This is a genomic window from Pukyongia salina, from assembly GCF_002966125.1.
GTDB lineage: Bacteria > Bacteroidota > Bacteroidia > Flavobacteriales > Flavobacteriaceae > Pukyongia > Pukyongia salina.
The window spans coordinates 566741-580216 of the sequence record NZ_CP027062.1 but is presented as its reverse complement, the minus strand read 5'-3'; the positions used below and the strand labels follow the sequence as shown (position 1 = coordinate 580216).

Here is a 13476-nt window from a genome sequence, read left to right as displayed (position 1 = left end):
TTTTTTAGTTTAAAGTGTTCTTTCCTTGTCCTACCTTTACTGGTAGGATGGCTGAGGTCTATTAATTTTAATGTATTTAGTTGGCTGAGACGGCCTCTTCAGAGGCGTCTTTAATTAAGCTCAGCCCGGTATCAAGTTGCAATGTTCGTATTGGGAATGGTATATTGATACCTTCTTTATCAAATGCTTTTTTAATTTCAATAATCCCTTTACTCTTCGCACGTAGTTTTTCAATTCCACTCTCAGAGTCTACCCAATAGCGGCATAAGAAATTAATGGAACTGTCTCCGTAGGAAGTATAGAAGAATTCTACTTCGTCTGGCGATTCTATTTGATCGAAACTATTCGCGATGGTTTCTTTTGTGATCTTCTCTACCTTTTCCAGATCGCTCTCATAACCTACACCACACTCTATCATAATACGCATACGTGTTGTTAGAGAATAGTTCTTTATAGGGTTATCAATTATCGTTTTGTTAGGAATGATCACCATATTATTGTCTGCTTCCTTCAGTATGAAATTATTTAGTTTAATTTCTATTACTTCACCAGCAAAACCTGTGGTTTCGATCCAATGTCCTATTCTTATATTTTTTCTGAAGGAGAGAGCAATTCCTGCCACAACGTTTGAAAGTGTTCCCTGAAGCGCTAACCCTATTACTAGTCCGGAAATTCCAGCACCGGCAAGTAGAGTATTTAAGGTTTTACCCAGGTCCATTACACCCAGAGCAAGGAAAAGTCCGCCTAGAACTACTATCACGGCAGAAACACTACCTATAAGTCTTGTAACAGATTTCTGTTCGATGTATCTTCCTGCGATTCTGCGGGCAAGTTTACTTACAAATCGACCCATGAAGTAAGCAATTACCATTACAAGTAACGCCACGGCCAGATTTGGTAAATGTTCTACGAAGGTCGTAACCCATCCTATCAATTTATCCGATAGGTCATTGAAAGATTTGGTTATTTGCTCGTACATGATTATAGATTGTTGGTTAATGACACTATCTAATATAGGGACATATCAAATTTTGTCAAGTTGTTTAACGAGCTTTAACCAAGCGTTGAACATTTTAACATAAAACTATGTTAATTTCGTTCAGAAATTGTTAAAGAAATAACGTAAAAGATTAAACAAAAATGATTTACAACAAATCTAAAATACGTTCCAGAGCCATTCCACGAGACCCTTTTACCATAAGATTTCCTCCTTTCAGACGTATTGAACTCCAGAAGGTTGTGAATTCTTCGAAGCTTTTAAATAACTTCACTTGAGAGGTTGTACTATGCGTTTTACTGAAATTTTCTCCTATTAGATATGCCATGGCAAATGGGTGCTCTTCGAGGTACGCAACTATTTTCTGATGTTCTGTGGATGCATGCTCACCCAGTTCGAACATATCTCCAAGAATAAGGATCTTGTTCTCCCCTTTTCCCTGACGGAAATTCTCCAACGCGGCTAGCATACTGGAAGGATTTGCATTATAGGCATCCATAATGATATGGAAGCCGTTCTTTTCAATGATTTGAGACCGGTTGTTTTGGGGGGTATAGCCCTCGATGGCGATTTTAATATTTTCTGCTGAAACATTAAAATATTGACCAATGGCAATGGCACTGGCTATATTATGGAAATTATACAGGCCGATGAGATTGCTTTGAATGCTAATTCCCTGGTATTCTATCTGTAAATACCCGGAAGCATTTTTTAAAACGATGGAACAATCAAAATCGCCACTTCCAAAAGTAAATCTATTCATATCTGCGGTAAGTGACATTTGCTTTTCGTCATTCCCATTTACAAAAACCAATCTTTCGTTTTCACTTAAATGCTTGTAAAGTTCAGACTTGCCTTTAATAACACCTTCCACGCCTCCGAAGCCTTCTAAATGCGCCTTTCCAAAATTGGTGATATAGCCGTAATCGGGCTGCACAATGGCACTTAACTGTGCGATCTCATTGAGGTGATTTGCACCCATTTCAACGATCCCGAATTCGGTCTTCGCGGTCATGGAAAGCAAAGTGAGGGGTACTCCGATATGATTATTCAGGTTACCTATGGTTGCTGTGGTCTGAAATTTTTGCGATAAAACCGCATTGATAAGCTCCTTTGTGGTGGTTTTACCATTACTACCGGTGAGGGCAATGATCGGGACTTTTAAGTAGTTTCGGTGAAAGGTGGCCAGTTTCTGGAGTAAAACCAGGGAATTTCCATGTAAAATAGTTTCTCCTGTATTCTTGTGTGCCCTTATATCGTCTATCACTACCTTATATGCGCCTTTGTCAAGTGCGTCCTGGGCAAATTCATTTCCATTGAAGTTATCCCCTCTAAGGGCAAAAAACAGGCAATTAGGTGTGATCTTTCGGGTATCGGTACAAATTCCGCTGCTGTGCAGGAAATGACTGTGTAAGGTTTCTATTTTCAAGGGCGGCTTTTATTCAGAAAAATAAAGATATAAAAAACCCTCCTAAAATAGCCGAAGCTGTCCTGGAGGGTTTCCTTATTTGAAACTAAGTTTTTTTAGTGTCTCGGTCTCTTACCTTTTTTGCTTTTCGATCCAACTCTGGACATAGCGCATCTAAACCCGATATAATCGGTAGCCATATCCTGAGGGAAGTAGCGTCTTTGTGCCGGATCTAACCAGTAATCGCGATCTCTCCATGATCCTCCTTTATATACTCTTACTTCATTATCAATAAGAGTAGTACGGTTGGATGCTTTGTCATACTGTCGCTCTAACCTTCCTGTGCTATCTGCATAAACGGAGTGTTTAGGCGAATTGTACATACGTTTGGAGTCGCTGGTTTCACCTTGGTTGTACTCATCGGCGAATGACTGATAGTAACGGGTTGACCTGGGGTCACCATCTCGGAAATCCCTGTTATCGCTCTCAGAGAATTGAGTTCTCAGATAAGTCTCTTCTTCGTCTACAGGAACCTGAAGGATCTCGCCAGGTAGATTTCTTGCAATGATCTTCCCGTTAGCCAGGGTATCATATACTATAGAATCTGCTGTTACAATTTTCACTTTACCATCTTCGCCTATAGCGTTTTTGGTATAAACATTTCCTCTGTAGTAGTTGAAATCATTGAATTCATCATCTACTATTGGTCTGTATACATCGGCAACCCACTCGGCAACATTTCCAGCCATATCATATAGCCCGAAATCGTTTGGTTCGAAAGACTTCACCTCGGCAGTAATATCTGCACCATCATCACTCCACCCGGCAATACCACCGTAGTCTCCATCACCTTGTTTGAAGTTTGCTAATTGATCACCACGGCTTCTTCTCTTTCCAGAGCGCGTGTATTGACCATCCCATGGATATTTCTTTCTTCCACGGTATACATTGTAATTTCTTAATCCTACTAATCCCAGCGCAGCGTATTCCCACTCTGCTTCGGTAGGTAGTCTGTAGTCTGGTAATAAGAGTCCGTCCTTTCTCTGAACGTAAAGTCCGGTACTATCTTCGTTTCTTTTCAATAATGCTTCTGAACGCTTACCACCTCGGGTGATCGAATCGTTACCTCCATAGGTCATGGAAGGCGCATTGAGGTAAGTGTCTGTACTGAAGGTCTGGCCGGCCTCTACATCATATCTCGCATTTCGTGTAGTAAAGCCTTCTTGTTCCAGGATAAGTTCGTTAACACGATCTGTACGCCAATTACTAAATTCCACTGCCTGAATCCAGCTCACACCTACTACAGGATACTCTGCATAGGCCGGGTGGCGCAGGTAATTATTGGTCATTACTTCGTTATAACCTAAACGGTTTCTCCATACCAGGGTATCCGGCACGGCTCCGTCATATATTCTTCTATAATTTTCATCGGTTGGTGGGAAAACTGCCTTGATCCAATCCAGATACTCCAGGTACATTAAATTGGTCACTTCTGTTTCGTCCATGTAGAAGGACTGAACATGCTGTTGATTTGGGCTGTTATTCCAATCGTGCATAGGATCATCCTGAACTCTACCCATGGTGTAGGTACCGCCTTCAATGAAGACTAATCCAGGGCCTGTTTCCTGCTCTTTCGCTTTCGGATTGTACTGTAAACCACCTTCTTTGGCGTTCATTTTCCAACCAGTCGCTCTGGAGCTGTTTTTGTAGTCTCGGGACTTGTTACAACTCGTAAATAGGGCGGTTGCAACTACTGCAATAAATAGCTGTAATGCTAAGGTTTTTCTCAAGTTCATAGTTTCAAATATGAAAAAATTGGGTTCGCAATATAGTAATTAACGATAAAAGTGCAATATTATTTTAAATATTAATAAAGCGTAAGGGCCTGGTAGCAATACCGACCTCAATGGTAACGCTAAAGATTTGATTTTATTACATCTGGACTTTTTTCGAAAAATCTTTGATTCCTCTTTCATACTAAGCGTATATTTAGCACGTTAATTGTTATGATGAGAAAAGTAGTACTCCTTTGTATTCTGTGTACCCTTCCGGTTATGCTATTTGGACAATCCAAAACCATCAAAATAGATTGGGGTGAAAAGAATACCAACCAAACGACCTTTAATACCAATACTCAATTTTCTAATCTTCAGAAGAATAAAAACGAATCCCAAACCTTGGAACTGGAGGGAGAATGGGTGATGTACTCGCAGATTTGGGAAGATACCAGGCCGGTGAACCCTAACTCGATCAGGGTGACTGGGATTAAATACGGATCATTAACCGCCGACGAATTGTCTCGCATCGATAGATCTGTCCTTCCCGGCAAATTATCCTTTACCTTCAACAGTACTTACTCCAGGGATAAATTATATACTGCCTTCACTATTGTACCTGTGATAAGTGAAAATGGAACCTTACGGAAGATCGAATCCTTTACCATAAATTACTCCTATCGCACTAATCAAGGAGGTAGTAAAAGAATTCCAATTACCAATTCGGTGCTGGCTTCCGGCTCATGGTATAAATTCCGAATAGAAAAAACAGGAATACACAGGGTAGATAAATCCTTCCTTGATAATATAGGAATGAATACAGATGGTATCGACCCCAGGACATTAAAGATATATGGTCATGGAGGAGATCCTTTACCCGAACTGAATGCCGAAAATACCGAGTATGATCTTCCTCAAAATGCTATTCAGGTGATAGGAGAAGAAGATGGAAGCTTCGATTCGGGGGATTTTATCCTGTTCTATGGAAAAACAGCTGGGTTTAATTCAGAAAACCCCACCAACATCAACCCATACAGCGATGAAACTTACTATTATATAACCGCTGGAGGAGAACCCGGGCTTAGAGTACAACCCATGATTGAGCCTTCGGGAAATCCTACAATAACGATAAGCAGCTTTAACGACTACCAGTTTCATGAAGAAGATGATATTTCACCCGCATTGGTTGGAAGAAAATGGTTTGGGAACCGATTCGATATTGAAAATGAACAGAGTTTCGAATTCAACTTCCCGAATATAGTGCCGGGATCGGAGATGGAAGTTGATATCAAGGTGGCCTCCGCAAGTGACATTGCCACCTCAATGGCTATATCTATTAACGGCACAAGTACAAATCCTCTGATCTTTTCGCCAATCATGGACCCAAAATTACTGGACCTGCGTGAACTTGTTTCAACATTCCCTGCCAGTGGAGAAACTGTGAAAGTAGATCTTACCTATAATAACGCAGGAAATCCGGCAAGTATCGGTTACCTGGATTATATCCGAATTGGAGCTCTACGGCAACTTAACGGTACCGGACAGCAGTTGTCTTTTCGCTATAACGATGCTGCTACCTTGAACGGAGTGGGTGAATATCAAATAGCGAATGCAGGTGCTTTCTCTCAGGTTTGGGATGTAACAGAGAAAGGCAATATCACTGGCAAAGTGAACGAAGGAGGTAATTCTACATTCAGCTTCAAGGCTTCTATGGGTGTGGTGCGGGAATATGTCGCTATTAATCCTGCCGATTATTTCACACCGGTACAGGCAGCACAATCTGTAGTACTTAACCAGGATATTAAAGGAACCATCTTTAGGGACGAATCGGGGAATTTCAAGGATGTAGACTATATTATAGTAACACCATCGTTTTTACTACAACCTGCCTTACGCCTTGCCAGGTATCGAGCAGATAGTGACGGGTTGAATGTAAAAGTGATCCCGCTGGACAAGATATACGAAGAGTTTAGTTCTGGGCAGCAAGATATCTCAGCGATTAGAAACATGGTAAAGTATGTATATGACAACGCGTCTTCACCCGATAAACGGGTAAAGTATTTGTGTCTCTTTGGGGATGCGTCTGTAGACTATAAGGACCGACTTTCAAACAACACCAATATAGTACCGGTTTATCATATATACGACAGGCAAAATCAGGTAAGTACCTTCAGATCTTATATGAGCGACGAATATTACGCTATGATGGATCCGGAGGATGGCACGATGGCCTTAACGGATATGTCTGATATCGCTACCGGCCGTATCCTTGCAGACAACGTATCGCTGGCCAATTCCCTTGTTGATAAGATCATTGAGTACGATTCAAAAGGTTCTTACGGGAACTGGAGGAACAATTTTGTACTAGTATCCGATGATGCCGATGATCGGGGTGATTCAAGATTACAATTCGATCTGGACGAACTAGGAGATGATATCTCGGCCGAAAAACCCTTCATCAATGTGAAGAAGATTCATATGGATTCTTATCAGCAGCAGACATCAGCTGGTGGAAATCGCTATCCCGAAGTTAACGAAGCGGTGAGTAATGCATTGGAAGTTGGGGCCCTGGTGGTGAATTACTTTGGACATGGCGGGGAAGATGGTCTGGCTAAGGAGTTTGTTTTTACAAAGGACCAGGCAATCGAACTTCAGAATAAAGGAAAGTACCCATGCGTGATTACCGTTACATGCGAATTCACGAAATTCGATAATCCATTGCGTATAACAGCCGGGGAACTTACTTATTGGAACCGAAACGGCGGTGCTATAGCCCTTATTACTACCACCCGGTCCATAACAGTAGGTACCGGTGTAGAATACAATATACAATTGGCTCCGGAGTTATTTGGTTTCGGAACCAATAATATAAATCCACCTGCAGAAGCGCTACGACTTGCTCGTAACCTGCTGCCCAGAATCGACAGATACGTTGTGTTCTATGTAGGTGATCCCGCTATGCACCTTGCATTTCCGAAGCAAAAAGTAAGACTTACCACTCTTAATGGAGTACCTATAGAGCAATCTACCGATACGTTACAGGCATTGAGCAGGGTGCGACTTGGGGGAGAAGTAGTGGACGAAGCCGGAAATTTACTGAGTAATTATAATGGTGTACTCGAAGGAAAGGTATACGACAAAAATGTTGAGCGGCAGACCCTGGGGAATGATGGAACAAGAGAAATTTTACCCAATGGCGACCCGGGACCGTTAATTATCATGGATTTCATTACCCTTGGCGAGATCTTGTTCAATGGCCAGGCTACGGTGACTAACGGGACCTTCGAATTCGAGTTTGTTGTTCCCAGGGATATACAGATCCCGGTAGATACGGGAAGGGTAAGTCTATATGCCCAGCGAAATGAACAACTGGAAGATCAGACAGGTTATGATCTTCGGCTGAGGGTAGGCGGGCTTAACGAAAATGCGCCGGAGGATAATGAAGGGCCACTTATAAGTCTCTTTATGAATGATGAGAGTTTTGTTTCCGGTGGAATTACAAACAATGAACCCATACTTATTGCCAAACTCGAGGATGAGAATGGTATCAATACTGCTAGTGGAATTGGTCATGATATTACAGCCATTATAGATGGAGATGAGGCCAACCCATTTGTCCTGAATGAATACTATCAGGCGGAGGTGGATGACTTTACAAAAGGTAAGGCCACCTATAAGTTAAGGGATCTCGAAAAAGGTTTACACACCTTAACTTTGAAAGCCTGGGATGTGTACAATAATTCGTCTACAATGGACATTCAATTTGTAGTGGCGGGTAATGACGAACTGGAAGTGACCCGGGTACTTAATTACCCAAATCCATTTGTAAACTATACCGAATTCTGGTTTAACCATAACAGACCTTTCGAACCACTTGAAGTACAGGTGCAGGTATTTACTGTGACCGGGAAGGTGGTTTGGACTAAAAATCAGATTGTAAATACCGATGGATTCCTCTCCAGAGATATAGTCTGGGACGGCCTGGATGATTTTGGAGATAAAATTGGAAAAGGCGTCTATGTATACAAGCTTACGGTAAAATCTACGTTAACTAACCAGCAAATTGAAAAATTTGAAAAACTGGTTATCCTATAAAATTTAAACTATATTTGTCGAAAATTAGAACCTCATGAAGAAAATTTTTATCCCAATATTCATTTGTCTATTTGTATTTCAGGCAGTTGCTCAGGACAATTCCACTGCGAATCAGCGAGTAATTACCACCGCTGTTCCATTCGTTTTAATTGCTGCTGACGCACGTGCCGCAGGTATGGGGGATATAGGTGTTGCTACTTCTGCAGACGCCTTTTCTCAACAGTGGAATCCTGCCAAATACGCATTTGCGATCTCAAAGCAGGGTGTTGGTATTACGTATACGCCATATTTAAGTCAGTTAGTAAACGATATATTCCTTGGAAATCTAACATATTACAACAGGATAAACGAGCGAAGTGCCATTGGAGCGAGTTTGAGATATTTCAGTCTTGGAGATATCGAACTGCGCGAAACCATCGAGCAGGATCCTCTTATCCAGAGTCCAAATGAATTTACCTTCGATGTATCTTATGCACTTCGTCTAAGTGAGCGATTCTCGATGGCGGTTGCCGGTAGATACCTACGCTCAGACCTGAAGATTCAGGCGGCCAGCGAGGATGCTTCAGCAGCTAGTTCATTTGCTGTAGATATTGCCGGTTTTTATCAGAGTGAAGAGATCGCGTATAACGATTTCGATGGTAGATGGAGAGCTGGATTCAATATTTCGAACATAGGTCCAAAGATCAAGTATGATGAAGTTGGGCAGGAAAACAACCTTCCTACCAATCTGGCATTGGGTGGAGGATTCGATTTCATCCTGGACCCTTATAACAAAGTGGGTCTTAACGTAGAAGTAAATAAATTACTGGTTCCTACACCTCAGGATTTCGACGGTGATGGAGACATTGATGCAGAGGATGACGAAGAGTACGAAGCTATTAGTTTCTTCTCCGGGATGTTTAAATCGTTTGGAGATGCACCTGATGGATTCTCTGAAGAATTAAAAGAATTTACCTGGGCTCTGGGAGCGGAATACTGGTATCAGGATGTATTTGCATTTCGTACAGGTTATTTCAATGAAAGTGACCTGAAGGGATCCAGAAAGTTCTTGTCATTAGGAGCCGGATTCAGGTATACAGCTATAAATATTGATATCTCATATTTATTCTCAACTTCGAAAGTGAGAAGCCCGCTTGAAGGGACACTTCGTTTTGGACTTACCTTCAACTTTGGGGACGAGTACGACGAATACTAGAACATTGAAAAAACATAAACTGGAGACATATCTGGAGATCTACGAGTCGATCGCGGAGCTACCGGATAGCATCCAAAAATTAATGAATAAGGCGCAGCAGGCAAGAGACAATGCTTATGCGCCTTATTCGCGTTTTATGGTGGGCGCTGCGCTCGAATTGAAATCGGGCCAGATCATAACCGGGAACAACCAGGAGAACGCGGCATTTCCTTCGGGTTTGTGTGCCGAAAGAGTAGCTGTTTTCCATGCGGGGTCTAATTACCCGAACGAAAGTATTAATAGTCTCGCTCTTACCGTTAGGTCCCTTCAGAAGGAAATAAACAAACCAACACCGCCTTGTGGTGCCTGCAGGCAAGCTTTGGCAGAATATGAAGTAAAGCAAGACAACCCTATTGCTATTTATTTTATGGGAGAGACAGGAAAGGTAGTTAAAGCAGCCTCGGTGAGAGATCTTTTACCCCTTGTATTCGATAGTTCGTTCCTTGAATAAGAACTCGGGATTCTTAACTAAATCGTTTTCGTTTTTTTTTTAATCATTTGGTTTTTTCTAGTCCTTCAGAATATAGTATTTTTGTTATTCGCGAAATTTATATCGGATCTGGAATTTGGTATAAGCATACTTCAGTAAATGAAAAAAATTACGAAACAAACTTATCTTCAGTGGTATGAGGATATGCTCTTCTGGCGCAAGTTTGAAGACAAACTAGCACAGGTATATATAAATCAAAAAGTGAGAGGATTCCTCCATTTGTACAATGGACAGGAAGCCGTTTTAGCCGGAGCCCTGCATGCCATGGATCTTACTAAAGATAGAATGATCACTGCCTATCGTAATCATGTGCAGCCAATAGGAATGGGCGTGGATCCCAAACGGGTGATGGCCGAGCTCTACGGAAAAGGAACAGGAACGTCTCAGGGTCTTGGTGGCTCTATGCACATCTTTTCTAAAGAACATCGTTTCTATGGAGGTCATGGTATTGTAGGGGGTCAAATACCTTTGGGTGCCGGCCTGGCATTCGCCGATAAGTATCACGAAAGAGATGCCGTTACCTTAACTTACATGGGCGACGGAGCAACCAGACAAGGATCCTTACACGAAACTTTCAATCTCGCGATGCTATGGAAATTACCAGTGGTATTTTGTGTAGAGAACAACGGTTATGCCATGGGAACTTCCGTGGCTCGAACTGCCAATCATACAGATATTTATAAACTTGGATTAGGCTACGATATGCCTTGTAAGCCAGTAGATGGTATGAAACCAGAAGTGGTTGCCAAGGAAATGGATGAGGCAATTTCACGAGCGAGAAGAGGAGATGGACCAACCTTCCTTGAGATTCGTACGTACCGATATCGCGGACACTCCATGAGTGATGCGCAACATTATAGAACGAAGGAGGAAGTTGCGAAAAAACAAGAAGAAGACCCAATAGATTATGTGCTTCACCATATCTACGAAAAGAAGTGGGCGACCGAAGACGAAATAAAAGTTATAGATCAGCGGGTTAAGGATAGGGTGAGTGAGTGCGAAAAATTCGCAGAAGAGTCGCCATATCCGGAAAAGAATGTAATGTACGATACTGTTTACGAGCAGGAAGATTATCCTTTTTTACCTCATAAATTATAAACTATGGCAGAAATTATAACCATGCCGCGCCTTAGCGACACCATGGAGGAAGGAACAGTAGCAAGCTGGCTGAAGAAGGTAGGAGATAAAGTGAAGGAAGGTGATATACTTGCAGAGATCGAAACAGACAAAGCCACCATGGAGTTCGAGTCGTTCTACGAAGGAACCTTACTCCATATTGGTATTGCTGAAGGAGAAACTGCCGAAGTGGATAAATTATTGGCAATTATTGGGGAAGAAGGAGAGGATATTTCTGGATTGCTGAATGGTAACGAAGAAGTCGAAAAATCTGTTGAAGAAAATACCGAAGCTGCAACCAAGGAAGAACCTGCCAAAGAATCGGCTTCGTCTGAAGATTCTAAAATTCCTGATGGTGTGGAGATCATTACGATGCCTCGCCTTAGTGATACTATGGAAGAAGGTACCGTAGCAAGCTGGCTTAAGAAAGAGGGAGATAAGGTGGAAGAAGGCGATATATTGGCCGAGATCGAGACAGACAAAGCCACTATGGAATTTGAGTCTTTCTATTCCGGAACCTTACTAAAAATTGGTATTGCTGAAGGAGAAACTGCTAAGGTGGATGCCTTACTGGCAATTATTGGTCCTGCTGGAACGGACGTTTCTGCCGTAAATCTGTCCGCAAAACCAGCCGAAGCACCCAAAGAGACCAAGAAAGTTGTGGCACCGGAATCCAAACCACAAGAACAACCGGCAAAAGAGAATAAATCTGTGGCGGTTAGCCAATCGACTTCATCAGCAAATGCGACTGGTAGAATCTTTGCATCACCGCTCGCTAAGAAATTAGCAGAGGAGAAAGGTATTGCATTGTCTAGTGTACGTGGTTCTGGAGAAAATGGCCGAATTGTAAAGCGTGATATAGAGAATTATCAGCCCACAGCCGCAGGAGTGGCAGCTTATGTTCCGGTGGGAGAGGAAAGTTTCGAAGAGACCACAAACTCACAAATGCGTAAGACGATCGCCAAACGTCTTGGAGAATCAAAGTTTACTGCTCCGCATTATTATCTAACCATTGAATTGGATATGGATAACGCTATCGCATCCAGAGCTGCTATTAACAGCAATCCGGATGTGAAGATCTCTTTTAACGACATGATCGTAAAAGCTTGCGCAATGGCTTTGCGTAAACATCCGCAGGTCAATTCGCAATGGGATGATAAAGTGACCAGGATCGCGAAGCATATTCATGTAGGCGTTGCTGTAGCAGTTGATGAAGGCCTGGTAGTTCCTGTACTGAAGTTTGCCGATAATATGACCTTCTCGCAAATTGGAGCGGCAGTTAAAGAACTAGCCGGTAAAGCAAGAGACAAAAAGTTAACTCCAGACGAGATGCAGGGTAGTACTTTTACAGTATCTAATTTGGGAATGTTCGGGATCAAGGAATTTACTTCTATCATCAATCAGCCTAATTCGGCAATTCTATCTGTAGGTGCGATAGTAGAAAAACCTGTCGTTAAAAACGGAGCTATTGCAATTGGTAATACGATGACGGTAACACTAGCCTGTGACCATAGAACGGTGGATGGAGCAACCGGGGCAAAGTTCCTGCAAACCTTAAGACAGTATATAGAAAATCCTGTGACTATGTTCGTGTAGTTGGGGTAAAGGAATATTTAAACTACAGGTCCCGCATTCTCCATACAGGAAGGTGCGGGATTTGTTTATCTTTAGAAAATGAAGAAAAATATAGTTATCACTGGGACTAGTCGCGGTATTGGTTACGAATTAGTAGGATTACTCGCAAACACCGATCACAATATTCTGGCCTTATCGAGAAATGATGTACCCGTTTCCGGGATGGAGATCTCCAATTGCTGGTGTTTCCCATGCGACATTACGAGTAAAGGAGATATTCAAAAAGTATCCGAATTTGTAGAATCAAAATGGGGACGAGTGGATATTCTAATCAATAATTCCGGGTACCTGGTGAATAAACCCTTTGCTAAACTAACGTCTCACGATTTCCAACGGTCCTTTGAAGTAAATTTATTTGGTGTAGTAACTATGACTCAGGCTTTATTACCCTTTATGAATAAAGATGGCCATGTGGTGAATATTAGTAGTATGGGTGGTGTTCAAGGGAGTACAAAATTTCCAGGACTTGCCGCATACAGTAGTAGTAAAGGTGCTTTAATAACATTGACTGAGGTATTAGCCGAAGAATATAAGGAGACCGGACCTTCCTTCAATGTTCTCGCTCTTGGGGCGGTTCAAACAGAAATGCTTCAGGAAGCATTCCCCGGCTATAAAGCCCCGGTAACGGCAAAGCAAATGGCAAAATATATCATGGAATTTGCCTTGAATGGGGAACAATTTTACAACGGAAAATTAATGCAGGTATCAAGTTCTACTCCCTGATGC

Annotated in this window: 9 protein-coding genes; 6 read left to right on the top strand and 3 right to left on the bottom strand. The window is 42.0% G+C overall.

The features are described from left to right. Nucleotides 1-76: 76 nt before the first annotated feature. From C5O00_RS02645 to gldJ, 3 genes are all read right to left on the bottom strand, one after another. The gene (locus tag C5O00_RS02645; RefSeq protein ID WP_105214706.1) at nt 77-979 is read right to left on the bottom strand and encodes a mechanosensitive ion channel family protein; all 903 of its coding nucleotides are present in this window, start codon (nt 977-979) and stop codon (nt 77-79) included. Between the two features lie 166 nt (nt 980-1145). After that, on the bottom strand, nt 1146-2426 hold the full coding sequence (locus C5O00_RS02640) for a UDP-N-acetylmuramoyl-tripeptide--D-alanyl-D-alanine ligase (protein WP_105214704.1): 1281 nt from the start codon (nt 2424-2426) through the stop codon (nt 1146-1148). Between the two features lie 95 nt (nt 2427-2521). Next, entirely contained in the window at nt 2522-4201 is a 1680-nt protein-coding gene (gldJ, locus tag C5O00_RS02635) for a gliding motility lipoprotein GldJ (RefSeq protein ID WP_105214702.1), read from the bottom strand. Nucleotides 4202-4411: 210 nt separating this feature from the next. Here gldJ and porU point away from each other — a divergent pair, with 210 nt between their 5' ends. The 6 genes from porU to C5O00_RS02605 all read left to right on the top strand — a co-directional run bounded on the left by porU (nt 4412) and on the right by C5O00_RS02605 (nt 13473). After that, a complete protein-coding gene (gene porU / locus C5O00_RS02630; protein ID WP_244593017.1) occupies nt 4412-8275 on the top strand; it encodes a type IX secretion system sortase PorU in 3864 nt (1287 codons plus the stop codon). Nucleotides 8276-8309: 34 nt separating this feature from the next. Continuing rightward, nucleotides 8310-9470 carry a type IX secretion system outer membrane channel protein PorV gene (gene porV / locus C5O00_RS02625; RefSeq protein WP_105214698.1) on the top strand — a complete coding sequence of 387 codons (1161 nt, stop codon included), beginning with the start codon at nt 8310-8312 and terminating at the stop codon, nt 9468-9470. A gap of 4 nt (nt 9471-9474) precedes the next feature. Continuing rightward, nucleotides 9475-9960 (top strand): cytidine deaminase, encoded by a 486-nt coding sequence (gene cdd, locus C5O00_RS02620; protein ID WP_105214696.1) that lies wholly within the window; start codon nt 9475-9477, stop codon nt 9958-9960. Nucleotides 9961-10098: 138 nt separating this feature from the next. Further along, nucleotides 10099-11097 carry a pyruvate dehydrogenase (acetyl-transferring) E1 component subunit alpha gene (pdhA, locus tag C5O00_RS02615; protein WP_105214694.1) on the top strand — a complete coding sequence of 333 codons (999 nt, stop codon included), beginning with the start codon at nt 10099-10101 and terminating at the stop codon, nt 11095-11097. Between the two features lie 3 nt (nt 11098-11100). Continuing rightward, a complete protein-coding gene (locus C5O00_RS02610) occupies nt 11101-12711 on the top strand; it encodes a pyruvate dehydrogenase complex dihydrolipoamide acetyltransferase (RefSeq protein ID WP_105214692.1) in 1611 nt (536 codons plus the stop codon). Nucleotides 12712-12789: 78 nt separating this feature from the next. Further along, nucleotides 12790-13473 (top strand): SDR family NAD(P)-dependent oxidoreductase, encoded by a 684-nt coding sequence (locus C5O00_RS02605; RefSeq protein WP_105214690.1) that lies wholly within the window; start codon nt 12790-12792, stop codon nt 13471-13473. The last annotated feature ends 3 nt before the right edge of the window (nt 13474-13476 follow it).